This window comes from Phycisphaerae bacterium, assembly GCA_018003015.1.
In the GTDB taxonomy this organism is placed as follows: Bacteria; Planctomycetota; Phycisphaerae; order UBA1845; family PWPN01; genus JAGNEZ01.
This window is the reverse complement of sequence record JAGNEZ010000041.1, coordinates 32,968-58,022: the sequence shown is the minus strand read 5'-3', so window position 1 is coordinate 58,022 and position 25,055 is coordinate 32,968. Positions and strand designations below refer to the sequence as shown.

22 protein-coding genes are annotated in these 25,055 nt (G+C 63.9%); 13 read left to right on the top strand and 9 right to left on the bottom strand.

Going from position 1 to position 25,055, the window contains the following annotated elements:
• From KA354_16895 to KA354_16860, 8 genes are all read left to right on the top strand, one after another.
• Nucleotides 1–1,417: DUF1565 domain-containing protein (locus KA354_16895; GenBank protein ID MBP7936319.1), on the top strand; the 1,417-nt coding region annotated here is incomplete at its 5' end.
• Nucleotides 1,418–3,015: 1,598 nt separating this feature from the next.
• The gene (locus KA354_16890) at nucleotides 3,016–3,597 is read left to right on the top strand and encodes a 4Fe-4S dicluster domain-containing protein (GenBank protein MBP7936318.1); all 582 of its coding nucleotides are present in this window, start codon (nucleotides 3,016–3,018) and stop codon (nucleotides 3,595–3,597) included.
• On the top strand, nucleotides 3,594–4,517 hold the full coding sequence (locus tag KA354_16885) for a CoB--CoM heterodisulfide reductase iron-sulfur subunit B family protein (protein ID MBP7936317.1): 924 nt from the start codon (nucleotides 3,594–3,596) through the stop codon (nucleotides 4,515–4,517). The genes KA354_16890 and KA354_16885 overlap by 4 nt, the downstream gene beginning before the upstream one ends.
• The gene (locus KA354_16880) at nucleotides 4,517–6,508 is read left to right on the top strand and encodes a CoB--CoM heterodisulfide reductase iron-sulfur subunit A family protein (GenBank protein MBP7936316.1); all 1,992 of its coding nucleotides are present in this window, start codon (nucleotides 4,517–4,519) and stop codon (nucleotides 6,506–6,508) included. Before KA354_16885 ends, KA354_16880 begins: the two co-directional genes overlap by 1 nt.
• A gap of 12 nt (nucleotides 6,509–6,520) precedes the next feature.
• On the top strand, nucleotides 6,521–6,970 hold the full coding sequence (locus tag KA354_16875) for a hydrogenase iron-sulfur subunit (GenBank protein MBP7936315.1): 450 nt from the start codon (nucleotides 6,521–6,523) through the stop codon (nucleotides 6,968–6,970).
• Complete coding sequence (locus KA354_16870; GenBank protein ID MBP7936314.1) at nucleotides 6,970–7,770, top strand: 4Fe-4S dicluster domain-containing protein; 801 nt, start codon at nucleotides 6,970–6,972, stop codon at nucleotides 7,768–7,770. The genes KA354_16875 and KA354_16870 overlap by 1 nt, the downstream gene beginning before the upstream one ends.
• 7 nt (nucleotides 7,771–7,777) lie before the next feature.
• Nucleotides 7,778–8,791: a 4Fe-4S dicluster domain-containing protein gene (locus KA354_16865; GenBank protein MBP7936313.1), complete on the top strand. Its 1,014-nt coding sequence runs from the start codon at nucleotides 7,778–7,780 to the stop codon at nucleotides 8,789–8,791.
• Nucleotides 8,791–9,636: an FAD/NAD(P)-binding protein gene (locus tag KA354_16860; protein MBP7936312.1), complete on the top strand. Its 846-nt coding sequence runs from the start codon at nucleotides 8,791–8,793 to the stop codon at nucleotides 9,634–9,636. Before KA354_16865 ends, KA354_16860 begins: the two co-directional genes overlap by 1 nt.
• A gap of 196 nt (nucleotides 9,637–9,832) precedes the next feature.
• Here KA354_16860 and KA354_16855 read toward each other — a convergent pair whose 3' ends face one another.
• From KA354_16855 to KA354_16825, 7 genes are all read right to left on the bottom strand, one after another.
• Nucleotides 9,833–11,098 (bottom strand): rod shape-determining protein RodA, encoded by a 1,266-nt coding sequence (locus KA354_16855; GenBank protein ID MBP7936311.1) that lies wholly within the window; start codon nucleotides 11,096–11,098, stop codon nucleotides 9,833–9,835.
• The gene (locus tag KA354_16850; protein ID MBP7936310.1) at nucleotides 11,098–13,176 is read right to left on the bottom strand and encodes a hypothetical protein; all 2,079 of its coding nucleotides are present in this window, start codon (nucleotides 13,174–13,176) and stop codon (nucleotides 11,098–11,100) included. The genes KA354_16855 and KA354_16850 overlap by 1 nt, the downstream gene beginning before the upstream one ends.
• A 155-nt stretch (nucleotides 13,177–13,331) precedes the next feature.
• Entirely contained in the window at nucleotides 13,332–13,847 is a 516-nt protein-coding gene (mreD, locus tag KA354_16845; protein MBP7936309.1) for a rod shape-determining protein MreD, read from the bottom strand.
• A gap of 8 nt (nucleotides 13,848–13,855) precedes the next feature.
• Nucleotides 13,856–14,848, bottom strand: a complete 993-nt coding sequence (locus KA354_16840; GenBank protein ID MBP7936308.1) for a HEAT repeat domain-containing protein — start codon at nucleotides 14,846–14,848, stop codon at nucleotides 13,856–13,858.
• A 44-nt stretch (nucleotides 14,849–14,892) separates the two neighbouring features.
• Entirely contained in the window at nucleotides 14,893–16,695 is a 1,803-nt protein-coding gene (lnt, locus tag KA354_16835) for an apolipoprotein N-acyltransferase (GenBank protein ID MBP7936307.1), read from the bottom strand.
• Between the two features lie 8 nt (nucleotides 16,696–16,703).
• On the bottom strand, nucleotides 16,704–17,690 hold the full coding sequence (gene galE / locus KA354_16830) for a UDP-glucose 4-epimerase GalE (protein ID MBP7936306.1): 987 nt from the start codon (nucleotides 17,688–17,690) through the stop codon (nucleotides 16,704–16,706).
• A 22-nt stretch (nucleotides 17,691–17,712) separates the two neighbouring features.
• Nucleotides 17,713–17,985, bottom strand: coding sequence for a hypothetical protein (locus KA354_16825; GenBank protein MBP7936305.1), 273 nt, complete (start codon nucleotides 17,983–17,985; stop codon nucleotides 17,713–17,715).
• 151 nt (nucleotides 17,986–18,136) lie between these two features.
• On the opposite strand from KA354_16825, the gene KA354_16820 reads away from it, so the two are divergent.
• From KA354_16820 to maf, 5 genes are all read left to right on the top strand, one after another.
• On the top strand, nucleotides 18,137–18,775 hold the full coding sequence (locus KA354_16820; GenBank protein ID MBP7936304.1) for a hypothetical protein: 639 nt from the start codon (nucleotides 18,137–18,139) through the stop codon (nucleotides 18,773–18,775).
• Nucleotides 18,772–20,244, top strand: coding sequence for a hypothetical protein (locus tag KA354_16815; protein MBP7936303.1), 1,473 nt, complete (start codon nucleotides 18,772–18,774; stop codon nucleotides 20,242–20,244). The genes KA354_16820 and KA354_16815 overlap by 4 nt, the downstream gene beginning before the upstream one ends.
• A 374-nt stretch (nucleotides 20,245–20,618) precedes the next feature.
• Entirely contained in the window at nucleotides 20,619–21,683 is a 1,065-nt protein-coding gene (locus tag KA354_16810; protein MBP7936302.1) for a YchF family ATPase, read from the top strand.
• Between the two features lie 2 nt (nucleotides 21,684–21,685).
• Nucleotides 21,686–21,970: a membrane protein insertion efficiency factor YidD gene (gene yidD / locus KA354_16805; GenBank protein MBP7936301.1), complete on the top strand. Its 285-nt coding sequence runs from the start codon at nucleotides 21,686–21,688 to the stop codon at nucleotides 21,968–21,970.
• Between the two features lie 64 nt (nucleotides 21,971–22,034).
• Nucleotides 22,035–22,622 carry a septum formation protein Maf gene (gene maf / locus KA354_16800; GenBank protein MBP7936300.1) on the top strand — a complete coding sequence of 196 codons (588 nt, stop codon included), beginning with the start codon at nucleotides 22,035–22,037 and terminating at the stop codon, nucleotides 22,620–22,622.
• An 857-nt stretch (nucleotides 22,623–23,479) separates the two neighbouring features.
• Here maf and floA read toward each other — a convergent pair.
• Together floA and KA354_16790 are read right to left on the bottom strand one after the other, a co-directional pair.
• Nucleotides 23,480–24,505 carry a flotillin-like protein FloA gene (gene floA / locus KA354_16795; GenBank protein MBP7936299.1) on the bottom strand — a complete coding sequence of 342 codons (1,026 nt, stop codon included), beginning with the start codon at nucleotides 24,503–24,505 and terminating at the stop codon, nucleotides 23,480–23,482.
• 33 nt (nucleotides 24,506–24,538) lie between these two features.
• Nucleotides 24,539–25,039 (bottom strand): hypothetical protein, encoded by a 501-nt coding sequence (locus KA354_16790; protein MBP7936298.1) that lies wholly within the window; start codon nucleotides 25,037–25,039, stop codon nucleotides 24,539–24,541.
• Between the last annotated feature and the right edge of the window lie 16 nt (nucleotides 25,040–25,055).

Sequence of the window (25,055 nt, the reverse complement as noted above, 5' to 3'; positions counted from 1 at the left end):
GCGGCGAGATCAGGGCGGACGCGTGGACATCGGAGCGGACGAGTTCGACGGGACGACGCCTTCGTTCACGCTAAGGGTCGTTCGGGTGAGCCCTTCGGGCAACGATGACCATGACGGTTCGAGCTGGGAACTGGCCAAGCGGACGGTGCAGGCGGGCATCAACGCCATCGCAGGCCCTGGCGGCGGTGACGTGTGGGTGGCGGCGGGCACGTACACCGAACGGATCACCTTAGAGGCGTGCGTCCACGTGTACGGCGGCTTTGCGGGAACGGAGTTCCGCCGGGACCAGCGGGACTGGGTTGCCCACGTGACGATTCTGGACGGCAACGCCGGCGGCAGCGTGGTGAGCGTGCCGTTCGGTAGTGAACTGGGTACCGTGGACGGCTTCACCATCCGCAACGGCAAAGCCACCAAGGCGGGCGGCGGAATCTGCTGCGACTCTTCCTCTCCCACGATTGCCAACAACACGATCACGGGAAACAGCGTGACCGGGCTATACGCCCCCGGCGGCGGGATCTACTGCGCCGGCGGGTCGCCAGCGATCTCGAATAACGCGGTCACGGGGAACAGCGCAATCGGGCGTCAGGCCTACGGCGGCGGGATCTACTGCTTCGGTGGCTCGCCGAAGATCTCGAACAACATGATCACCGGCAACATCGCAGACGGAACGAGCAGTTCCTGCGGCGGTGGAATCTACTGTTCCGGCGGCTCGCCGACGATCTCGAACGACACCATCACAGGGAATGCCTTAACCGGAACCGACTCTGACTGCGACGGCGGCGGAATCCACTGCCACTATTCCTCCCCGACGATCACCAACACGATCGTCGCGTTCAACTCCTCGGGGATTTGCGCGTCCGGGTCTGGGTCGAACCTTCGGTACAACTGCGTCTACGGCAATACCGCCTACAACTACTCCGGCGTGGCCAACCCCACGGGCACCGATGGCAACATCTCTGCCGACCCGCAATTGGTTCTGTCGCCGACTGCTGGAGTGGATGGAAAATGGGGTACTGCCGACGATGACCTGGGCGACCTGCACCTGAGGGCCGGCTCGCCCTGCATCGACGCCGGCGACAACGGCGCCGTGCCCCCCCGCATCCTAACCGATCTAGGCAGCCTGCCGCGTTTCTTCAACGATCCGATCACGGTTGACACTGGCCTCGGCACCGCACCCATCGTGGACATTGGCGCTCATGAGTACATCCTCGGCGACTTCGACCGAGATGGGGATATCGACACAGAAGACATGAAGACGTTCGCCGCCTGCGTTGCCGGACCGGCCGTGCCCCATGCGGGCAACTGTGCCAAGGCCGACTTCGACAAGGACGGCGACGTGGATCAGTCGGACTTCGGCTTCCTGCAGCGGTGTTTTTCCGGAGAGGATAGGGCCGCAGATACAGGTTGCGGCGACTGAATGAGGAGGAGTCAGCTCTCAGAAACGGTGAGCGATCAGCCGTCTGGGGAAGCGGGCGAGGTCACAGGTACCACCTTCGCACGGCGGCGAGACCCTGACAGGGCTTCTTCCAGGTTGTTGATCGACTTTGGCTACCCGGGGGGGTTCGCTGGAAGGTGTTGCATGGCGAGCAGGGTGCAGGGCGAACTCGGCGCAAAAAAGAACGACGTGAAGAAGCGAACGTTTTCGGGCCCTTCAGAGTATTCGGTTTATCGGTTTGCCCTGGGCGTCGCCGCCGTTGGGCCTGCTCTCGGAATTAGCCGCTCGTTCAGAGTTCCGCATCCGGTGAAGTATCGCTCTCTTGGTCAAGCGATCCCACTGTGCCGTTGTGCCATTTCGCCCGGCTGTGTGGTTTTCCCTCAACGGACAGGTCTGGAAGTAGTTAAACCACCAGTCCCACCCTCTCTTCGAGTTCAGCCTTCCTCCAGAGCCATCACCCGATCCACCTAGCCGACCGCCGCGGCGGAGGGCTCCTCTCATGGGCTTTCGCTCCCTACAGCACTTGAGGAACCGGAGGTCCACTCAGCGCGGGCTTTGCCTGCCCGCTACGTTCCGCCTTCAGGGTTTGGCTACCCTCTTGACGGTTTTCTCCCTTCGGTCCCGCGCCGGTTTTGTTTCAACCCGGCAGCGCTCATGGGATTCACCCTTCGGAGCGTTCTCCTCCCGAAAGGTACGCGGGCGTTGCCGCCCGAGTGCACCCACCTACCGTTTCGCCAACGGATCAACCACACGGCCGAAGCCACGTGGTCGGCCCCGCAGGCCGCGGTTCCTGGGATTCGACCCTTCCGGAAGTCCCTGGCGACCGGACACGTGTTTAGCGTGCCGGGCGCTGGATGCTCCCCTGGGTTTCCCCTTCGAGGGCACACCGGCGACGGCCTTGACCGGGATTTCGCCCGATCTCCTCTCTCGCGCTTCACCCGGAGGAGCCGCCGTCCGCGGGGGACGGTCGCGCCGCCGGTCGGCGCCACAGAGTATCGATCAGCCGTCGCTTGGCCCCACTCGGATCTCTGACCGCAAGCAGCCGGAGCGACTGGAGCGACCCTTAGAGGGTTTTCACACCCGCCTCGTCCCGAACATTCGGACCTGCCGAAGCCCTGGCTATGAGTTCACCGGACGTGCCGTCGTGCGTTGCCGCCGACCGCCGCATGTCCTTCGGACCTCGCGGCACATCCTACCGGAGCTGCCGGGACTGCTTGAGGTGTCAAGCGTTCGCGACCTTCACGTCGCACAGTCTATGTACAACAGGAATCGGGTCCGGGCAAATCGAATCCGGTGGTTTTCGTGATCCCCTGTGACTACCCCTGAGATCAGGCACGGCTTGAGTGCGATAAACCATTGTCCCAGCGGTGCTACGGATTGCCGCCCCACCACGGTCTGTTAGACCACTTTTTTTGTGGAACCTGTGTTCTCACAGCTTGTCTGGTCGTACTGTAAGGTAGGTGTTCGCATGGTTCGGGGAGGGTGCGGAAGACGGTGCCTTTTTTCACGATTGGCCCTTGCGATATCGTGAAGGCACTTATAGGATGTCTGTAACAACCATTGGGGAGTAACCCGACGCCATGTCACAAGCTGTTCATGAGCTTCATCAGCCGGCCAGCCTCGCGGACCGGGTGCTGGAATCGACCGGGGAATCGGCCGCTCAGTGTTACCAGTGTGGCAAGTGTTCCGCCGGTTGCCCGCTGGCCGAGGAGATGGACTACTCGCCGAGCCAGATCCTTCACCTGCTCCAGCTGGGTAGCAAGGAGATGGAGGAGCGGGCCCTGCGCTCGGAGGCCATCTGGCTGTGCCTGACCTGCGAGACCTGTCATTCGCGGTGTCCCAAGGAGGTTGATCTGGCCAAGGTCATGGAGTACCTCCGCAGCGAATCGATGGCCAGGGGCATGGTCAATCCCAAGGCCAAGGACATCCTGGCGTTCCACAAGTCGTTCTTGGACTGCATCAAGTACACCGGTCGTCTGTATGAGGTCGGCCTGATCTCGGACTACAAGACTCGCTCCTGGCACTTCCTCCAGGATTTGACCGCGGTGCCGAAGCTGCTCAAGCGAGGGAAGATGAAATTCCTGCCTCACCTGATCGAGGGGCGAGCGGCCATGTCGCGGATCTTCCACCTGACCTCCCAACGGAAGGACAACCACGAATGAGATTAGGACTCTATCCGGGCTGCTCTCTGCTGGGTTCTTCGCGGGAGTATGCGGAGTCCCTGCGGGCGGTAGCCGTCCAGCTGGGCATCGAATGGCAGGACGTGCCGGACTGGAATTGCTGCGGGGCGAGTGCCGCCCACAGCCTGAACCACGATCTGGCCCTGGCCCTGCCTGCCCGCATTCTCGCCCAGGCGGAGAAGGCCGGCATCGAGGAGTTGGCTGTTCCCTGCTCGGCCTGTTACAGCCGGCTGGCGATCACTCGCCACGAGTTGCTGGCCGACGAGACGCTCCGCAAGAAGATCGTCGGCATCATCGAGATGGACCTGGAGTGCAAGCCGAAGGTGCTGAACGTGCTCGAGATTCTGGGTCGGTTTAGCGCGGGTGGCCTGTCGGACAAGGTACGTCATCCGTTCAAGCGTAAAGTGGCCTGCTACTACGGCTGCTACCTGGTCCGGCCGCACAAGGTGCTGAAGTTTGACCGGGTGGAAGACCCGCAGAGCATGGACGAGATCATGAAGGCGGTGGGGGCGGACCCGATCGACTGGGCGTACAAGACCGAGTGCTGCGGGGCGGGTTTTTCGGTATCGCGGACGGATCTGGTGGCCAAGCTCTCGGGCAAGATCGTGGACGATGCGGTTCGCCGGGGGGCGGAAGCGATCGTAGTCGCCTGCCCGATGTGCCATGTGAATCTCGACCTGCGGCGGGGAGCGATCGAGAAGCACAAAGGCCGGCAGTATTCCATTCCCGTGCTGTACATCAGCCAGGTGGTTGGACTGGCCCTGGGGCTGGATGACCAGACGTTGGGGATGCATCGCCACATCGTGCCGGTCGTCTTTTCCGAGCCACGGGAAGCGGGTTGCTGCTGTGCCGGGCATGGGGAGGCCGCGGCCCCGGTGGGTGCGACGGAGGATGAACACTAATGTCGCGAATCGGAGTTTTCGTTTGCCACTGTGGTGAGAACATCGGCGCGACCGTGGACTGTGCGGCCGTGGCCAAGTCCTGCGGCGACCTCCCCGGGGTAGTGGTGAGCACCGACTACAAGTACATGTGTTCGGATCCCGGGCAGAACATGATCAAGGAGGCGATTCGCGACCAGAAGCTGACTGGCGTGGTCGTGGCCGCCTGTTCTCCGCGCATGCACGAGCCGACCTTCCGCCGGGCGTGCGCCGAGGCCGGGCTGAACCCATTCCTCTGCGAGATGGCCAATCTCCGGGAGCACTGCTCCTGGGTTCACGAGCGGACGCCGGAGACCACGGACAAGGCCATTGACCTGGTGCGGGTCATGGCCGAGAAGGTCAGGCGGAACCGGCCGCTGTACCCGATCAAGGTTCCGGTGACCAAGACTGCCCTGGTGCTGGGTGGTGGGATCGCCGGCATCCAGGCGGCTCTGGACATTGCCAACGCCGGTCACAAGGTGGTCATGGTCGAGCGCGAGCCCTCGATTGGCGGGCACATGGCCCAGCTTTCGGAGACTTTTCCGACGCTGGACTGCTCGCAGTGCATCCTGACCCCGCGCATGGTTGAGGCCGCCCGGCACCCGAACATCACGCTGTACACGTACTCCGAACTGGAGAGGGTGGAGGGTTTCATCGGCAACTTCAAGGTGCGGATCCGGAAGAAGGCCCGCGGCGTCGACGAGAAGCTCTGCACCGGTTGTGGGCTCTGCACCCAGAAATGTCCGAACAAGCGGATTCCCAGCGAGTTCAACGCCCAGCTGGGACTGCGGGGTGCGATCTACGTACCTTTCCCGCAGGCCGTGCCCAACAAGCCGGTGATCGACCGCGAGCGCTGCACATTCTTCCTCAAGGGCAAGTGCAAGATCTGCGAGAAGGTCTGTCCGACCAAGGCCATCCGCTACGATCAGCAGGATGAGATCGTGGAGCACGACATCGGAGCGATCGTGGCGGCCACGGGCTACGAGGTCAAGGGCACCGACTTCTTCCCGGAATACGGGTACGGCAAGTACAAAGACGTGATCACCGGCCTGCAGTTCGAGCGTCTGGCCTCGGCCTCGGGTCCCACCCAGGGCGTGATGAAACGGCCGTCGGACGGCAAGACGCCGGAGACGGTGGTGTTCATCGCCTGTGCCGGTTCGCGCGATCCCGCCAAGGGCATCGACTACTGCTCGAAGATCTGCTGCATGTACACCGCCAAGCATGCGATGTTGTACAAGCACAAGGTGCACAGCGGGAAGGCCTACGTTTTCTACATGGACATCCGCGCGGGCGGCAAGATGTACGAGGAGTTTGTCCGCCGGGCGATCGAGGAAGACGGGGTCAAGTACGTGCGCGGCCGCGTCGCTCGGATCTACGAGGAGGACGGTCAACTGATCGTCAAGGGGGCCGACACCCTGCTGGGCGGCAAACCGCTCGAGATCAAGGCGGACATGGTTGTGCTGGCCAGCGCCATGGTTGCCAGTCCCGGGGCCGAGCAGCTTGCCCAGACGCTCAAGGTCAGCTACGACCCCTACTACTTCCTTTCGGAAGCTCACCCGAAGCTCAAGCCGGTGGAGACGAACACGGCAGGGATCATGGTGGCCGGCGCCTGCCAAGCCCCCAAGGACATTCCCGAGAGCGTGGCCCAGGCCTCGGCCGCGGCGGCGAAGGTCGCCGGTCTCTTCTCGCAGTCGGAGCTGTTGCGCGAGCCGATCATCGCGGTGGTCAATCGTTCTGTGCCGCCGCTTTTCTCGACCTGCGTGGGCTGCTTCCTGTGTGAGTCGGCCTGTCCGTACAAGGCCATCGAGCGGGAGGAGATCCGTGGACGCGACGGTCAGCTGATCAAGACGGTGGCCAAGATCAACGCCGGCGTCTGCCAAGGCTGCGGCACATGCGTGGCCCTGTGCCGGTCGAAGTCCATCGACCTGCAGGGTTACACCAACGACCAGGTTTTCGCGGAAGTGATGGCCCTCTAGGAGCGTCCGACAGTGAGTGAGTTCGAACCCAAGATCACCGCGTTTGTGTGCAACTGGTGCACCTACGCCGGGGCGGATTTGACCGGGACCAGCCGGATCAAGTACGCCACGAACGTGCGGGCCATCCGCCTGCCGTGCACTGGCCGCATCGATTTCATGCTCGTGCTGAGGGCCTTTGCCCAGGGTGCGGACGGCGTGATCATCTCCGGCTGCCACCCGGGCGACTGCCACTACACGGCCGGCAACTACCACGCCCGGCGACGGTGGGTTCTGTTCCGCAGTCTGCTGGGCTTTGTGGGGATTGACACCCGGCGGATCAAGTTCGCCTGGGTCTCGGCCGCCGAGGGGGCCAAGTGGGCTGACCTGGTCAACGAGACGGTTGCGGAGATCCGGCAGCTCGGGCCGTTCAAGCAGTATCAGGAGTTGCTCGCCCTCAGACACCAGCCCATCGAGGTCGCGTAATGGAAGAACTAAGAGCAAAAGCCAAGGAACTGCTGGCTGGCGGGACGGTGAAGGTGGTCATCGGCTACGGGGAAGGCTCGGAAAAGTATCGGGCCCGGGCGCTCTTTGTCCGCAAGGCCGAGCAGGCGGACAAGCTCGTCTGTGACGCCCGGTGCAAGCAGAACCTCGCCGTTTATCTCACCAGGTCCGAGGTCAAGGCCATGGGCAAGCCGGCCGTCGTCGCCCGGCCGCCGGCCATGCGGACGCTGCTCCAGCTGGCGGCCGAGCGCCAACTCGCCCCGGGCGATCTTGTCGTTCTCGGCATCTCCGCTGACGGCAAGCTGCTCGATCTGCCCGACTTCAAGGCGATCGAGAGCTACGTCGCCACGGTACCGATGGAGTGGGAGTCCAATCCGGAGCTGGCCCGCCTGGAGGCGATGTCGTCCGAGGAGCGATGGGCCTACTGGAAGGAGCAGTTCTCGCACTGCATCAAGTGCTACGCCTGCCGGTCGTCCTGCCCGTTGTGCTACTGCTCGCGGTGCACGGTGGAGTGCAACCAGCCGCAGTGGATCTCGCCGGCGCCTCACGCCCTGGGCAACCTCGAGTGGCACCTGATGCGGGCGATGCATCTTGCCGGGCGCTGCATCGACTGCGGCAGCTGCTCGGACGCGTGTCCGGTGGGCATCCCGCTCAACCTGCTGACCCAGATGCTGGCCAGGGAAGTGAAGTCGGACTTCGACCAAATCGCAGGCATGTCCGCCGATTCCGAATACGCGCTCTCGTCCTTCAAACCCGACGACAAGGAAGACTTCATCAGGTAGATCAACGATGGAAACAAGAATCCTCAAGAAGCAGGCCCTCGGCACGCTGCTCGAACGGATCCGCGGCGGCGGCTTTCGCGTCCTGGCCCCCAGCAAGAACGACGGGCACGTGGTCTTCAAAGAGGTTGCCACGCTGGCGGACGTCGACTGCGAGGCGGTCCAGACGACGCTGTCGCCCAAGGGTGCGGTGTTCCCCCGCTGTGAGGAGCTGGTCAACTACACCTTCACGGCCAAGGATGTCCGGATCGAGGATCATGAGTTCCAGGCCACTCCCACGGTGCTGTTTGGCGTGCGACCGTGCGACGCCCGCAGCTTCGCGATCCTGAACTCCGTCTTCGCCTGGGACGTGAAGGACATTTTCTTCCAGAAGCGGCTCGAGGCCACGACCGTCATCGGCATGAGCTGCACGAAGGCTGACGACTACTGCTTCTGCACGTCGGTAGGTGGCTCACCGGGGGACACCTCGGGCAGCGATCTGTCGCTGACCCTGCTGGGATCCGGCGACTACCTAGCCGAGATCGTCACCGAGAAAGGCCGCAGGATCGTGAGCCTGGCCGAGGACCTGTTCGGGCCGGCCGGCAAGGTCAGCAAGGAAGAACTGCTGCCCAAGATCCCGGTGAAGTTCGAGGTCAAGGAACTGACCGGCAAGCTGCCGGACATGTTCACCCGGAACGAGATCTGGGGCGAGCAGGCGATGCGTTGTATCGGCTGCAGCACCTGTGCGTTCGTCTGCCCCTGCTGTGCGTGCTTCGACATCCAGGACGAGGCCAACCGGCAAGGTGGCACCCGGTTGCGGTGCTGGGACTCTTGCGGGCACGGTCAGTTCACCTTGCACGCTTCCGGGCACAATCCGCGGCACTCCCAGGGAGACCGGTGGCGGCAGCGGATCATGCACAAGTTCTCTTATTTCCCCGACCGGCTTGGTTACATCGCCTGCGTCGGATGCGGGAGATGCTCGCGCTCCTGCCCCGCGGACATGAACCTGCTGGAGCACCTTGAATCGCTTGTGGAGGCCAAGTAATGGAGGCTGCTCAGTCCAATGCCTACCGACCCCAGCTGATGCGAATCGACAAGGTCGTCGAGGAGGCTCCCGCAGTGCGGACCTTCCGGCTCACCTTCGTGGACGAGTCCGTCGGCCGAGACTTCAGTTTCCAGGCCGGGCAGTTCGGCGAGTACTCGGTGTTCGGCGAAGGTGAGTCCACGTTCTGCATCGCATCACCGCCGACGCGGCAAGGTTACATCGAGTGCACTTTCCGGCAAGCCGGGCGGGTCACCTCCGCCCTGGCCTCCAAGGATGAAGGTGACATCATCGGTTTCCGCGGGCCGTATGGCAACCACTTTCCGCTCGACCAATGGGCAGGCAAGAGCCTGCTCTTCATCGCTGGTGGTATCGGGCTTCCCCCGCTCCGGTGCGTGATCTGGAACGTGCTCGACCTTCGCGACCGCTACAAGGATGTGACCATCCTCTACGGGGCACGCACCGTGGCCGACCTGGTCTACAAGGAGGAGCTCGAGGGCTGGCGCAAGTCGGGCAACGTGAAACTGGTGACCACCGTGGACCCTGGCGGCCAGACGCCGGACTGGAAAGGCGAGGTCGGATTCGTGCCCGCGGTGCTGGAGAAGATGGCACCGGCCAGCGAGAACACCATTGCCCTGGTTTGTGGTCCGCCGATCATGATCAACCGCACGCTGCCGGTGCTCACCCAGCTGGGCTTCACCGCCGAACAGGTTTACACCACACTCGAGAACCGGATGAAATGCGGTTTCGGCAAGTGTGGCCGGTGCAACGTGGGGAAGATCTACGTCTGCAAGGACGGCCCGGTGTTCAGTTACGCACAGCTCCAGCAGCTGCCGCCGGAGTACTGAGCGGCCCGGTGCCATCCAGGCGGCGAGGTGAGCCGCCGTCGCCGGGCGGGGGGAGGGCCGGACGCACCTCACGTCGCCGGGAGCGGGTGTGTTCAGGGCAAGCGAGTCTCCTCCGGGCATGGCCGCCGACCGGGTGACCGCCCTTTGCCCCGCGTCGTCATGCATTGCGTGGCCGTCCCGCGCACCCCGCACGGCGTCACCTTTTCTCATACCGCTCCGCCTCGTCATCGAACTCGAAGGGGTTTCTGGCGATCAGTTTCTCGCGCCGGTGGGCCACGCTGAGCAGAAGGCCGATGCACACGAAGCTGGAGACCATACTGGTTCCGCCGGCGCTGACGAATGGCAAGGTCAGGCCGGTGATTGGTCCCAGGCCGATGGCCATCCACAGGTTGGTCAGGGTTTGGACGGCGATCAGGGTGGACAAGCCGACGGCGAGAAGCCGCCCGAACGGATCGTTGGTCAGGGTGGCGACGTCGCAGCCGATGGCCACGATCAGGGCGTAGCAGAGCAGCAATGCGATGCCGCCCGCGAGCCCCCACTGGTGGGCGACCATGGCGAAGATGAAGTCGTTCTCACGTTCGGGGAGCAGGTCGTGCTCCGAGAACGGTCCTCTGCCCCACCCCTGCCCCCAGACGCCGCCGCTGCCCACGGCGGTCTTGCTGTGCACCAGCTGATAGCCGGTCTGCTGGGTCCAGTCGGTGAGTTCCTTCCGCCATTCCGCCTTGTTGGTCTTGGCCGGGCACAGCCGATCCCAGCGTTCGGGCTGGTCCCTGAAGTAGTCGCGTACGGCTGGGCTCTGGAGGAACACACCCGCGACCCGAAGCCGCTGGTATCCCTTGATCTTGAACCAGAAGGCCGGCATGCACATCAGTCCGAGCAGGACGATGACCGTCAGATGTTTGAGTTTAGCGCCGGCCACAAACAGCATCGCGAACAACACGGGCAAGAAGAGGAGAACCGTACCCAGGTCGGGCTGAGTCAGGATGAGGGCCATCGGGACCAGGGTAATCGCAAACGGTGCGATGAGCCCGCCGAGGGTGCGGTAGTTCCGCCGATAGCGCAGGTACCACGCCAGGCCAAGGACGTAGACGATCTTCATGAGTTCAGAGGGCTGCACCTGGATTCCCGGCAGGAAGATCCATCGTCGGCACGCTCTTGCCTCGCGGACCAGGGGCACATCCACGTACTTGTCGAGTCCGATGTAGACCAGCATGCCCACGACGATCAGGAACAAGGGCGTCGAGATCCGGCCCAGCCGCTGGTAGCCGATCGCCAGCGTGATGAGCATGATGACCAGGGCATTGCCGATGAAGATCAACTGCTTGAGAGCCGGAGCCAATTCGCGGGCGGGGTCGTGATCGACGGCGATGTGGATGGTCAGCACCCCGGCAGCGCAGAGCGGGGCGACGGGGAGCAGCAAACCCCAGCCGTGCCAGGTTGGCAGCCGCACCCACGACCACATCACGAAGCCTCCTTGGCCGCGGAGCCATCCTCTCCGCGATACCGAATCAGTGCCGATTGCAGCATGGTTCTGGCGACAGGGGCGGCCACCTCGCCTCCGTGCCCGGTGAACTCGATGACCACGGCGATGGCGAAGTGCAGGTCACCCGGCCCGATTGCGTCGAGTTTGCGGCTCTTTGGAGCGAGGTAACCGGCGAACCAGGCGTGGGTGTACGTTCCCAGCGGGTCCGGTGGATATCGAGTGTATGACCGCCAGCCGGTGATCTTCGGTTGTTCTTCCGGCGGAAAGCGGGCCAGGACGTCCTCCTTCTCCGGGGCGACGATCTCCTCCACCCGTCCATCCGGGAAGTGGCAGAAGAAGGTGGACTCGATCGTCCGCCCGCGGGCAACCTCGGCACTGCCGGTTTTACCCAGTAGGACGTACTCCGGATCGTCGAGCTTCGCCCGATGCTCCCCGTAGGCCGTGCCGCCCGGCTCGTTGGCGACCCTGTACATTCCGTCGCGGGCCAGGCGCCAGCACTGCTCCGGCACGGGGAGTCGGGTTTCCGGGTTCGGATCGGGATCATCGAGCCAGAGGGTAAGCGGGCGGTAGGTGCCGGTCGCCAGGGTAGCGATCATGTTGACTGCCTGGACCGGCGTCACACTGAACTGTCCCTGGCCGATGCCGACATTCCGGGCGGCTCCGAGACTCGCTTCCTGGGGGAGAATTCCCGGTTTCTCGCCCGGGATGCCCAAGCCGGTGACCCGGCCGAAGCCGAAGCGGGCGAGCCACTCGCCGAGTCGCGGGACTCCGATGAGCTGCCCGACGTGGTAGTAGTAGACGTTGCAGCTATGCTGGACGGCGGTGACCGGATCGATAGATCCATGGAGCCCCGTACACGCCCAGCCCGGAGACTCCGAGAACAGCTTCCCGTGGCAAACGAAGCGGGTCTCCGGGGTAATGAGCTGATCGGTCAGGGCGGCGACCAGGAGCATGGGTTTGACCAGTGAGCCGGGCGGGTAGTACTCGGCCGCGGCCCGGAACAGGTAAGGCATTCGCTCCTTGTCTTTCGCCAGCCGCCCCTTCTCCTCGGGGCTCGCGGAGGGATCGACCGATGGGTAGTCTACCATCGCGAGCACCTGGCGGGTGGGGACGTGAAGGAGCACGGCGCAACCCCCGGTACGGAACTGCGTTTCCTCGACGGCGGCGGCCAGTTGAGCATAGAGGGTTTCCTGGAGTTGGTAGTCGATTGTGATCCGAAAAGCCTTGCCGTTGACGGGTTCGATGGGTTGTGAAGTTGCTCGGCCGACAACGTCCTCCTCGAGTTTGCCTCGCCGCCCGCGCAGGCATGATTCGCCAAGCGCCTCGACGCCGCTGATACCCCGCATGTCGCTCAGACGGTACCGGGCGAGATCGTCCTCGCGGTTCGGATCGCGCTCCACCGTTTCTGCGTCGACCGGGCCCAGCCGCCCGAGAATATGGCTCATCGCCTCGCCGCCGGCGTACTGACGCGTGTGGCTCGGCAGGACCTCGATCCAGAAGTACCGGGCGAGCCGCACGCTGGCCGCCACCTGCTGCTCCTGGCTCAGGCCACGAACGACGGGATGGGCCATGCGCTCCTCTTCGACGACCGTCTCCACGCCGCGGCGAGCACTGACACTCGCCTTGACGCGGAGCACCTGAGCCCGGATATTCTCCGCTTCCGCCGCGAGGTCCTCGCGGGTTGTGGCGGTCATATCGGAAATGAGCTGCCAGGATTCCTCGATTTCGGCACGCAGTCCATCGTCGAAACCTCGCCACCGCCGGTCCTTGGCTCGCTTCCGCTGCAGGTCGCGCAACGCCTCGACGTCGCCGGCGATGACCCCGTAGTGAACGCAGATATCCCATGCCGTCGCATCCGACGCCAGCAGGTGACCGGTGCGGTCGACGATAGTCCCCCTCAGGCAAGGGAAGTACTTGGCCTGCCGAATCAGCATGCGTTGGGCGTCATTGGCGTAAGTCGAGCGGTGAAGCACCTGCATTTGCGCAAGCCGGGCGATCACTGCCAGGGCGGGCAGAGCCAGGAGAATCAACAGTACTTTGAGCCGCGTTTCGAACAAGCGGAGCTATCAGCTTTCAGCCATCTGTGTTGAGCCGTTCATTCTCGGCCGAAGCGGCCGTCGTCGACTTTCGAAGACTCACCGCTGCAACACCGTCCCGGCATTCTCCCGTTTTCATTTTCGGCTCCGCAGTCGTCACGAGGCAACCTGCGGCATCATCTTGTCTGCGGCTTCAGCCCCGTCCAGCGCCCGAGCTTGACCAGCGGCCAGTGCAGATACGGTGCCAACGCGGAGGTATAGACGGCCCTGCCCATCGCCGGCCACCAGACGGCCGCGGCACCGTCCCGCGACCAAGCTCCTCTTTGCCGGTACGCGCCCACGAGCAGCTCGATGAGCAAGGTGAAGGTCAAGGTGACCAGCACTTGAGTCAGGGCATGATCGCGGACGAACGCATGACGGATACGCATGATAATCCAGGCGCTGCCGCCGAACGAGAAGGCATACAGGCCCACGCCTCCTCCGCTGCTGATCGTCTGCAGATCGACGGCGAAGCCCAGAATCCAGGCGGCGATGGCGGCGTCCGGCCAGGGTCCCCACAAGGCGTAGTGCACCGCGAGGATGAACATGCAGTTCGGCCAGATGTCTCGGCTGTAGATATGGACCCACTGAGCCACCGTGGTTTGAAGCACAAGGGCAAGAACCGCCAGTATGGTGAACGGGAGCCATCGCATTGCAGTTGCTACCGGCCAGCCCAGGGCCTGGCCCCCTCGGCGTTGAGGATCATCAGGATGGAGGTGGCGGCGGCCACCTGGATTCGCTCGTCATCCGGGTTTTTCATCACCTGGGTCAGCGGTCCGAGCGCTTCCCGCTTGCCGATATCGCCGAGGGCAAGTGTGGCCATCATCCGCACGCGCATGATCTGGTTCACCGGTGGGTCGTCGGGCAGATCGGATCTCGGCTGATTCCAGTCGAGCGACTGCAGGGCGAGGTTGTATCCATCGGCCAGGCCCTGCATGCCCAGGCTCCGCGCGGCCGCCAATCTGGCCTCGAGGTACTGGGCGCCTGCCAAACGGGCACGCAAGGCCGGAATGACGCGGTCGTCCTTCACGTGCCCCAGCGCCAGCAGCGAGAAGGGCTGTTTGAAGGCCAGGCCGCCATATGCGTCGTGAATCAGCCGACTGATTGCCTGGGTGTCGCCCAGGTAGGCCAGCGATTCCACCGCCTGAATACGGACGCCCTCGTCTGAATCGCCCGCTGCCGCCTTCCAGAGCAGAGCGCAGACCTTTTTGTCTTTCAGCCGCCCCAGGGCGGTGACCGCGTTACGACGGACGGCCGGATCCTCCGCACTTGTGACTGCGTCGCGCCAGGCCAGGCGGTGGGAGGCATCACCCATCCGCTCGAGGGCGAAGTAGGCCGCGACCTTCACACTGCCGCTGGAATCGTTGAGAAGCGGCCGGATGGCGTCCTTCGCGTCAACGCTGTTCAACTCGCCGAGCCCCATGCAGGCCGTGAATCTCACGACCGGGTGCTCGTCCTTCAGTGCCTCGCGGAGCACGAGCGGGGCTTCATTCTTGAGGGCTCTGGCAATGGCTTCCGTGGCCATGCTACGGACATCGGGGCGATTCGCAAGGCGAGCCCCGTTTCGCAGGCACTGGGTGGCCAACTCACGCAGTTGGGGTTCCGGCGGCGGTGTTGAGGTGGCGGCACAGCCCCCACTGACCACCGTAGCCATCGTCCACAACCATGCCGCCCGACGTGAAAGAGCCCGCTGCCGCATCATGGGTTCCTCTGTTTCTCCGAATTGTCCAGGATCGCACGGGACGCACGACGACCCATCATCCACAGAACCATCGAATCCACAAGGGCGCCGAGGGTGACGATCGCGCACGACCAGCTGAATACGTCGCCGTATCGGCTGTAGAACGACACCCGCGGGTCGAGGGGGATTCGGGCGACGCGGAAGCCGGTACCGCCCGCCCGGGGCCGTCCACCCGGATCGGACACCAGATTATGCCAGGAGCCGTCGGAGTTGATGAAACCGCTCACCCCGGTATTGACCGACCGGGCAACCGCGACCCGATTCTCGACCGCCCGGAACGCGCAATTCACGAGGTGCTGAGGCTGCTGCTCCCCGCGTCCGAACCAACCGTCGTTGCTGATATTGAGCATGAAATCGGCCTTTTTGTTACCGGTCGGATCGGTGACAAAACCGCGAAAGACGTGGGGGATCACGTCCTCATAACAGATGGTAATGCCGAAGCGAGCGTCGCGGCCGGGGGTCAGGGGGCTGGGCAGGGGGAAAGTGGCGAAATCCCGGCCGGGGGTGAGCGAGTACTCGTTTCCGCCGCGCCCCCACGGGTTGAAGGAGCCGTCGTTCAAGAACCGGTACAGCCAGAACAGCCGCCGCGTGTAGCGAAAAGGCACGAACTCGCCGAACGGCACAAGGTGGATCTTGTCGTAGCGTTTGGGTTCGGGATCGCTGGGCGAGTAGACGAAAGCCGAGTTGTGTCGCAGCTCCTCGGGATAGGATCCCTGGGTTTTGGGAATGACCGACATGGCCCCCACGGTGATGTAAGCACGCCGCTCCTGGGCCAGTCTGACGAACTCTTTGTGATAGGCCTTTGCTGAGGCGTAGATCTGCCGGGCCTCGTCATTCAGAATCATGGCCCAGGGCGTCTCAGGCAGAACGATCATGTCCGGTGATGACGAAGCCGCCTGATCCACCATGTCGAAGTACGCGGCGGCCTTGGATGCCTCCTTTCGCGGATCGTATCCGGACGTGGTATCGAGCAGGAAGTCACCCTGAACTACGCCGACCCGGGGCCCCTCGGTCACGACGCCCCTACTCAGCTGGGTCCGGCCGTAGACGAGGGTCGCCAGCACCAGCCCGGCCACGCCGAGCATCGACGGCCATCCCGGTCGCCGCAACCTGAACCTTCCCGTTTTCCATTCGGGGAGGGATCTCAGGACGACGGACGCGATCAAGCCGTTGACAGCGGCCAGCACGAAGGTGACGCCGCCGACCCCGGCCAGGTCGGCCACCTGGATCATGGGCAGCAAGCGGATCTGGCTGTGACCGAGGAGAAACCAGGGGAAGGCGAGCGGCCCGCGGCTGCGGATCAACTCCAGGGCGGTCCAGGCCACGGCGAAGGCGAGTACGACGTTGATGTGCCGCCGGCGATACATGTGGTGTACCGCCCAAGCCGCGGGAACGAAGTAGATGGCCAGGTAGAGCGAGGCGGCGACATGGCCGGCCGCGGTGGTCACGCCCAGCCAGCGCAGATGCATGAGGAAGTAGGCCGTACCCAGCAGATAGGCCACGAAGCACATCCAGCGTGTTTGACGAGCTGCGCAGGTGGCCACGACCCAGGGAACGAATGCGACGAAGCCGAGTGGCCACCATGATTGCGGCTCGAACAGCGGCAGCGTGAGCAGCCAGGTGGTAGCGGCCAGCACGAGGACCGGCCATCGGCGCAGGATGTCATCGGGTCGGTCGGTTGGCCGGCTGGGAAGCTCCGGTGAGGGGGCGTCACTCCGCCGACCGGTTTTTTCCGGCTTCTCAACTCTCCGCCGTTTCACGCCAGTACTCAAGCCTCATAACCGTTCGGGTGGGCCTCATGCCAACGCCAGGCGGACGCGATTATCTGTTCGATGTCGGTGTAGGCTGGCTGCCAGCCGAGTTCCCGACGGATCTTGTCGCCGTCCGCCACCAGTACGGGCGGATCACCCGGCCGACGCGGGTTGGGATCGGAGGGGATGGTGCGGCTGGTGACTCGGGCCGCGGCGTCAATGACCTCCTTGACGCTATTCCCCTTGCCCGTGCCCACGTTGTAGAACCGCGCCTCCCCGGGTCTGATTGCCTCGATTGCCAAGCGATGGGCGCTGGCCAAGTCATCCACGTGTATGTAGTCCCGAACGCATGTACCGTCAGGCGTATCGTAGTCCGTACCGAATACGCCGACGTGGGGGCGCTGCCCCAGAGCCACCTGGAGCACGATCGGGATGAGGTGGGTTTCCGGCTTGTGGTCTTCGCCGATCGAGCCATCCGCCGCCGCCCCGGAGGCGTTGAAGTATCGCAGGGCGCATGCTCCCAGACCCCACGCCCGGGCCGAGTCCTGGAGCATCCACTCGACCATGAGCTTGGACCGGCCGTACGGATTGATCGGATTCTGGGCGGTGAACTCGGTGATGGGAACGCGATCGGGGACGCCGTAGGTTGCGCATGTTGAGCTGAAGACGAGCCGCCTGACACCCACGACGTGCATGGCCTCGAGCAGACCCAGGGTATTGGCCACGTTGTTCCGGTAGTACTTGAGCGGCTCGGTCACCGATTCGCCGACGTAGGCAAATGCCGCGAAGTGCATCACCGCGTCAAAGGGACCGGCGGTGAGTGCCGCGCGCAACGTTGGAGCGTCCCCCAAGTCACCCTTGACGAACCTGACGTTGCCGGGGACGGCGGCGCGATGTCCGTAGACGAGGTTGTCGTACACCACGACCTCATGCCCGTGGGCGACGAGGTGCTTCACGCAATGGCTGCCGACGTACCCCGCGCCGCCTGTCACGAAGACTCGCATTAGCACGGTTCTTCCTTCGTTTTCAGTCTGTCACCACGTCCGCCAGGGCGGACAGGCTGTACACCGCCTGTCGAAGAACGAACACATATCGACGGTTCGTCCGGATGCCGTCACGGGCCGCTTCGACGATGTACTGTTCACGCGTCGCGTGGCCTTCGCTGCTGTTGTGCAGATCGGCGTCCTGGAGCCAGAACCCTCGTTCGTCGTACGAGTGCAGCTTGCCCAAGTAGATGATCGGTCCGGCGGTGTCCAGGACGACCTCGCAGCCCACCAGATCATCCAGATTGCAGGACAAGGGCACCCTCCCGTTGATTCGCGGCCACCTCTCGACGACCCGGATCGTCATCTCTATAGTGAACACACAGGCTCGTATCCTACGCCCCCCAGCCAAGGGGTCAAGCACAGGGTCACTGGTTTGGGTGGTCGTCATGGAGTATCTCTGAAGCATGCCCTCGCTGTTGTTCACGGTTGGTCTGGCTGCGGTTGCGGGTGTCACATTATGTGCCATGCTCGCGCGGCGGCGTCAGATCGGCAGTGTCCGCAGCTTGAGCCGCGAGTGGCATCTGAACTACTCCGCCGAGGACCTGATCGGCCTGCACGAGCGGTACTACGACTTGAATCTGATCCGCCAGGGACATCGCCGCCAGGTCTCGCACATTCTTCACGGCGTGACTCCGGAGGGTCTGGTGTCCCTGTTCTGCTATCGGTACGACCTCGGTTTTGGAGTGAATCAGACTGGCCGGCAGTGGTGGATGGCAGTGGTCGAGACCCCGAAAGCCCGATCGGCCTGGATTGCCTGCCCCGCGGACCGGCAGTTCGCCACCCTGACCGCCCCCTACCCTTACACGGGCAAGGTCGCCGGTTTCATGGTCCGCAGGGAAGGCGGAGGCGATGGCGAAGGAGCCGACCTGGCTGACCTGGAGCGTATCCTGAAGGACGTGCCCGCCTGTGGCTGCGCCGAAGTCCGCCAACGCCTAGTGGCGATCGCCCTACCGTTCAGGCCGGATTCCGAGACGCCGCGGCAGGCCCTGACGGTGGTTCGACGTCTCGCTGGCCAGATTGAGCATTTGGAGGCTAAGGAATGATCCGGACACGGTCATTTCGCGACCTCGCGACCCTGACTCTGGTCGTCGTGATTGTGGTTGCGGGCGGCTGCAAGCCGAAGAAGTACGCGGTCAGTACTTGGATCGACAGCGGGGGTGAGTTCGACCGGGAGATCCTGCAGCCGCTTGACGATTCGATGCCCCCGGAAGCGTTGGTCATTCCCAAGACCGCGGTACCCAACTCGCAACCTTCGGACTACGCCCTCAAACCGGCCTGGCAGAAAGCGTGGCGTCAGTGTGCAACCCAGCCGGCCACCCCGGACACCGAGGGAACCTATGTCAGCGCCCGTGGCCACTTCGCGGCGGTGGATGAGATCCCCCGGACCTACCACCTGGTGGCCTATCCCTTCTCCGATCGCGTGGCATCCAACAAGGTGCATCACGCATTCGACGACTACCTCCTGTTCGGTGTGGACAGTTGGAATGAAACCCTGACGGAGACCATCTCGCTGCCCGACTACGTGGAGGCTGTGGACGAGATGCTCGGCGGGATGCTCCCGGCCATCGGCGCCACTCTGGCCGAGCTGCTCGGGGACGAATACGACCTCACTGCCCTGCACGGGTACTTGGGTGGGGACTTGCGCAAGGCGATTCGCCACTTGTATTATTGGTGCTATGAAAACGGGCCGGGAATCGCCGCGAGTGGACTGAGCGGCGCCCCCGTCCAAGAGCTCAAACAGATTGTGGCGGGCGCGGGCTTCAAGCTGCCGATGACCGGGGATGAAGCCTCCGTCGATCAGGAACGTCTTTCCACAGCATGGGAGCCGTTTGTCCGCGAGCGGATTCGCAGGCTGGTGCGGTTCAAGGCGTCCGGATCCGCGCTGAGCGATGAACAGATTCAGATGCTCATGGATCGATTCGGGCTCTTCAGTGAGAACAAAACACCGGCCGCCACACACCCAGCCGGGCCGTCGCAAAGCGATGAGCAAGCGGCCATGTGGCTCGCGTTTCTGCGTCACTTCGAGCGGCTCAGCAAGGTGCCCTACAATCAGGCTCGGCCTCGCTGGGAGGCGAGGATCGGCGGCGCCCACCGCGTCAACCCCCTGCTCCAGACCTCCCTGCACGAACTGTCCGGTTCGCGGCACTACGCCTTTACGTTCGTTGCCAGCGGCCCCATCCTGGAGACCGACGGTCAACGCGTGGCGGAAGACCAAGTCCAGTGGCACTTCACAGACCTGGATATCTGGCCGCACGGTTACGCCATGCAGGTGACGGCCGTGCGTTGGAACCGCGAGGCCGAGAAGAGGCTGTTCGGCAGGATCGTCCTGGGTGATCTCGACACGGTGCTGCATCTCCGCGATCTGATCGCTGATCACGACGAGGTCTACGACGCTCTGGCTCAGGCGATCGAGCAGGGCAACCTGCACCCGATCAAGACGCTATCGGAATCGAAGGAGCCGGCCAACCGCGAGGCGGCCAAGACGATCCTGGATCTGAAGGCCAAGAGGTGAGGCGGACGGCTCCCAGCCTCACCAGGCCGAAGGAGTTTTCACCGGGCCCAGAGTACCCAGATGGAACCCGGCGCCCCTTCGCAAAGTGTGTCCCCGAGGAGAACCACAACACCCCGGTTCTTGGGGTTGTCATGCAGCAAGAGGACGATTCCTGCTGCTGACGCCGTTCTTGCCCGGCGTCAGGGGTCCGTTCGTGCTTTGCTCCAGGCCAGGCCCGGCGTTGGGCCGGCGGCCCTGACCGTTCACCGAGGAGGCTTGTCGGCGGGCGACCGGTTTCACCTCTCACCGCCGCTCCCGTCGTTGCAGCAGGCAAAGACGGGGCTTACAATCGGGCCCGGACTGGCGTCCAAGAATCCAGCACGAGGAGCCACACCATGCGAGTCGCCTTCATCGGCCCGCTGATGAGCGGAAAATCGACGCTGTTCCGGGCTGTGACCGGGCAAACGGTCGCGGCTCACCACGTTCAGGGGGAGCAGTTGGCCGTCGTTCGGGTGCCGGACGCCCGGCTGGACTGGCTCAACGAGATCTACAAGCCGAAGAAGAAAACGGAAGCCACGATTGAATGCCTCGACGTCCCCGGGTTCAGCCATGAGACGGCCGCCTCGCAGGCCGAGTTCCGCAAGAGCTTGAGTTCGCTTCGCCAGTGCGATGCCCTGGTGGCCGTCGTCCGCGCCTTCGACAACCCCAGCGTCCCCGCCTACCGCAACCGGGTGGACGGCCAGGCCGACCTAGCGGAGCTGGCCTCCGAGTTGGCCTTCTGCGACCTTGATCAGGTTGTGACCCGGATTGACCGGCTGGAGAAGTCGCTCAAGAAGCCGACCAAGACGCACGAGCACGAGAAACGCGAGCTAGAGCTCATGAAGCGCTGCCAGGCGGCCCTGGAGGCGGAGCAACCGCTCGCGACGGCCATTCACGGGGACGACGACCGTAAGATGCTCACCAGCTTCGCGTTCCTGACCGAGCTGCCGATCATCGTGGTGATCAACGTGAACGAGAGCGCGGCCGCCAAGCCGGCCCCGTTCGAGTACCTGCACGCCACGCAGACCATCGCCTTGTGCGCCGAAACCGAGGAGCAGATCGCCCAGTTGGAGCCGGCCGACCGGGCGGCGTTTCTTGCGGATCTCGGGGTCAACGAATCGGCTCGCGATCGGCTGGTGCGGGCCTGCTACGACGCCGTGGGCCTGGTGTCATTCCTGACCACGGGGGAGGACGAGGTCCGGGCGTGGTCGATCAAGCGGGGTGCCGATGCGGTGGAGGCCGCCTGCAAGATTCACACCGATATCGCCCGCGGTTTCATCCGAGCTGAGACCGTGGCCTACGACGATCTCAGGGCTGCAGGAGACATGAAGGGTGCCAAGGCCGCCGGCAAGGTCCGCCTCGAAGGGAAGAGCTACATCGTCAAGGACGGTGACGTCATCAATTTCCGGTTCAACATCTAGTGATGCTCGTTCTGCGTCGCGTTCTGATCTTCTTCGTCGAATGCCTGATTTGCGGCTATCGGGTGATTGTGGCTCCTCTGTTGATCGGGAACTGCAAGTTCGTGCCCAGCTGCAGTGAGTACTGCCTGCAAGCGGTTCACACTCATGGTCCGTGGCGCGGCATGTGGCTGGCGATGAAACGGCTGGCCCGATGTCACCCGTTCAGCATGGGCGGCATCGACCCCGTACCGCCGCCAGCATGCCCACCAGGACAACCTTACACCCGCTCACCGCATCACCACTCCTGATCGACCCATTCCAGAGACGATGACGCACGCTATACTGACGACCATGAATGAGAGATTCGCTGGAATGCGCAAATCGCTTGTCCTCGCCTCCAAGAGTCCGCGCCGCCTGCAGTTGCTGCGCGAGGCAGGCATTCCCTTTGAGGCCGTGTCGCCCCGGTTCGAGGAACCCGATCCGGCGGGATGGCTTGGCGGGCCGGAGTTCTACGCCGAGTCGACCAGCTACGGCAAGGCCAGCAGCGTGATCGGCGATCATGCCGACCGGGTCGTGCTGGGCGCTGACACGGTCGTCGCCCTGAACGAACAGATCCTGGGCAAACCGACCGATCGTGACGACGCCCGCCGGATCCTCGACGCCTTGAGCGGGAGCACTCACAAAGTCATCACCGGCGTCACCGTCCTCTCCCCTGCCGATTACCGCGAGATCACCCGTCATGCCGTCACGCAGGTAACCATGCGGCGGATGTCGAACTGTGAGATGGAGGCCTACCTGGCCAGCGGCCAGTGGGAGGGCAAGGCCGGGGCATACGGCATCCAAGATGACGGCGATCCATTCGTCACCCTGGTCGACGGCAGCTTCAGCAACGTGGTCGGCCTGCCCATGGAACTTGTGCTGGAATTGCTGGCCGAGGTTGGCATCAAGCCAGCCTGCTGAATCGCGATGGAGATGGGCATTCGCATCGCAACCAACAGGCATTCACCGAGAAATGCCCCTTTTCGGCTTTCTTCCTCTCGCTGTTTCGGCCTCTCGGTGTGACGGGGCGTTGCCAGTCTCGATCCAGGCCGTTTGGGCGGCCGCACTTATCTCAGCCCAACGGGCGGCTGGAGGATCTCGTTCAGTACGATGGCCCGGCGCAGCTCGCGTGGCGTCAAAGGTCGCCTGGCTTTCGGGGCTGGCTTAGCGAGCGGCAACGGTTGCGCGCTGGTCACCTGGGTGGGCGACTGCATCTCCGCGCGCACCTGGACGGCGGGAACCAACTGCGGCTGGGAGACGATCTTGGGCTTCCTCGGCTCGGGCTCCTGGCGGCGAAGCGGGCCTTGCTGTGGCCGTGGAGGCGACTTGACCGGTCGCCGGGAGGTGGGTGGAGCTTCGCGACTCACCGGGATGGGTCGTGGAACTGGCGGCGGGCTCTGAGCGGGCCGTTGAGGCGGCGCGGGGGGGGGTTCCCGCCGTACGGTAGGTGGGACCGACGGCTCGGCAGGCGTCCGAGACGGTGGTGGCCGTTCAGTCCGGCCAGTTGGAGGTGGGGCTCTTTCGGGCAGCCCGGGGGCTTTGGGGGGCGATTCCCCAGTTTTCTTACGGGACGTGGTCTGTTGCTCGCGTCTCTGCTTGAGCTTCTCGAGCAGCGCGCCGAGGCCGGAGAGTATCAGGATGGCGATGACATACACCAGTTCGCCATAGCTGCTGCCGTCCTGGGCTAGGAGGGGTAATGTCGACACACTGAATGCTCCGCTGATCAGCAGATCGTTTTCTGCAGAACCTGGGCCGTGTCCCCCGGGAACGCCGGCCGGCTACAGCTTGACGTCACCCTCGCCTTTGCCGATCGACTCGCGCATGGTCGTGTCTGCCTGGACGTTCTTGAGCCGGTAGTAGTCCATCACGCCAAGGTAGCCCTTGCGGAAAGCCTCGGCCATGGCCTGGGGTACCTGGGCCTCGGCCTCGACCACCTTTGCCCGGTTTTCCTGGACCAGGGCGACCATCTCGGCTTCGCGGGCCCGGGCCAGGGCGGCCCGCTTCTCGGCCTCGGCCTGAAACCGCCGCTTGTCGGCCTCGGCCTGGTCGGCCTGCAGTTTGGCCCCGACATTCTCGCCCACGTCCACGTCCGCGATGTCGATGGACAGGATCTCGAAAGCCGTGCCGGCGTCCAAGCCCTTTTCCAGCACCCGCTTGGAGATGGTGTCGGGATTCTCGAGGACTGCCTTGTAGTTGTCGGCCGAGCCGATGGCGGTGACGATGCCCTCGCCGACGCGGGCGATGATGGTCTCCTCGGTCGCACCGCCGATCAGCCGTTCGATGTTGGTGCGCACGGTCACCCGGGCCTTGGCCTTCAGCTGGATGCCGTCTTTCGCCACCGCGTCGATACTGCCCTTGCCGCGGGCGGCGTCGGGGCAGTCGATGACCTTGGGGTTGACCGAGGTGTGCACGGCCTCGAGTACGTCGCGGCCGGCCAGGTCGATGGCACAGGAAGTCTTGTAGCCCAGGTTGATCCGTGCCCGGTCGGCGGCGATCAGAGCGGTAATGACATTGGGCACGCGCCCGCCGGCCAGATAGTGGGTCTCCAGGTCATTGGTGGTGAGCCCCAAGCCGGCCTTCACCGCCCGGATCTTGCTGAGCACGATGACCCGGGCATCCACCTTGCGGAAGTACATCCCGATCAGCTCGAAGATCGAAACTTCGGCGTTGCTCGTGTAGGCCTGCACCCACAAACCGATAAACCGAAACGCCAACAGAACGAACGCCAGCAGCACCACGATGGCAACGACCAGGATTGCCCAGCCTATGTACTGCCACTGGAACCCCTCACCCTCGGCGAGCATCAACAGATTGACCGGCATCGGCACTCCTTTCTCTCAAAGGATCCCGGGTGATGAAGACACCGGGCGGACACACAACGTGCGATCCACAAGGCGGATTGCCTCCACGGGAACGTTCGGCGCGATCACGCCGCGTTCAGCCACACATTCTATGCGGCGGCCGTCGAACAGGCACGCCCCCACCGGGCGTAGCGGGGTCAGCGACTCGCCCCGACGGCCGATCAACGGCTCGAGGTCCTCGAGCGGCAACCGGTCCTTCTCGCCGAGAACTGGGTTAGGGGGGGCGACCTGTTGGCCTACCCAGGTTCGCGGCCAGACACGAAGGAAAAGCACCATCACCCCCACCATGATGACAACCAGCAGAACCAGGCCGACCAGGCCGGCCACCACGCTGATCTGGAAAGTCAGAAAGAGTGCGTAGGCAAACAGGCCCAAGGCGCAGACCGTCAGCATGAGATGGGACGGCAGGAACAGGTCTGCCACGATCAGGCCCGCGCCCAGGGTAAAGAGAATGATGATGCCCAACCACTGCGACATGATCACCGCTCCCTTG

Bases quoted from the DNA above. Each gene is read 5' to 3' on its own strand.
- KA354_16855 (MBP7936311.1), bottom strand. From the start codon at position 11,098: ATGTGGTCGTGGGTGCGGCTGCCAACCTGGCACGGCTGGGGTTTGCTG.
- KA354_16865 (MBP7936313.1), top strand. From the start codon at position 7,778: ATGGAAACAAGAATCCTCAAGAAGCAGGCCCTCGGCACGCTGCTCGAA.
- maf (MBP7936300.1), top strand. From the start codon at position 22,035: ATGCGCAAATCGCTTGTCCTCGCCTCCAAGAGTCCGCGCCGCCTGCAG.
- KA354_16870 (MBP7936314.1), top strand. From the start codon at position 6,970: ATGGAAGAACTAAGAGCAAAAGCCAAGGAACTGCTGGCTGGCGGGACG.
- KA354_16885 (MBP7936317.1), top strand. From the start codon at position 3,594: ATGAGATTAGGACTCTATCCGGGCTGCTCTCTGCTGGGTTCTTCGCGG.
- KA354_16820 (MBP7936304.1), top strand. From the start codon at position 18,137: ATGCCCTCGCTGTTGTTCACGGTTGGTCTGGCTGCGGTTGCGGGTGTC.
- KA354_16840 (MBP7936308.1), bottom strand. From the start codon at position 14,848: ATGGCTACGGTGGTCAGTGGGGGCTGTGCCGCCACCTCAACACCGCCG.
- KA354_16860 (MBP7936312.1), top strand. From the start codon at position 8,791: ATGGAGGCTGCTCAGTCCAATGCCTACCGACCCCAGCTGATGCGAATC.
- floA (MBP7936299.1), bottom strand. From the start codon at position 24,505: ATGCTCGCCGAGGGTGAGGGGTTCCAGTGGCAGTACATAGGCTGGGCA.
- yidD (MBP7936301.1), top strand. From the start codon at position 21,686: ATGCTCGTTCTGCGTCGCGTTCTGATCTTCTTCGTCGAATGCCTGATT.
- KA354_16890 (MBP7936318.1), top strand. From the start codon at position 3,016: ATGTCACAAGCTGTTCATGAGCTTCATCAGCCGGCCAGCCTCGCGGAC.
- KA354_16815 (MBP7936303.1), top strand. From the start codon at position 18,772: ATGATCCGGACACGGTCATTTCGCGACCTCGCGACCCTGACTCTGGTC.
- mreD (MBP7936309.1), bottom strand. From the start codon at position 13,847: ATGCGATGGCTCCCGTTCACCATACTGGCGGTTCTTGCCCTTGTGCTT.
- galE (MBP7936306.1), bottom strand. From the start codon at position 17,690: ATGCGAGTCTTCGTGACAGGCGGCGCGGGGTACGTCGGCAGCCATTGC.
- KA354_16810 (MBP7936302.1), top strand. From the start codon at position 20,619: ATGCGAGTCGCCTTCATCGGCCCGCTGATGAGCGGAAAATCGACGCTG.
- KA354_16880 (MBP7936316.1), top strand. From the start codon at position 4,517: ATGTCGCGAATCGGAGTTTTCGTTTGCCACTGTGGTGAGAACATCGGC.
- KA354_16790 (MBP7936298.1), bottom strand. From the start codon at position 25,039: ATGTCGCAGTGGTTGGGCATCATCATTCTCTTTACCCTGGGCGCGGGC.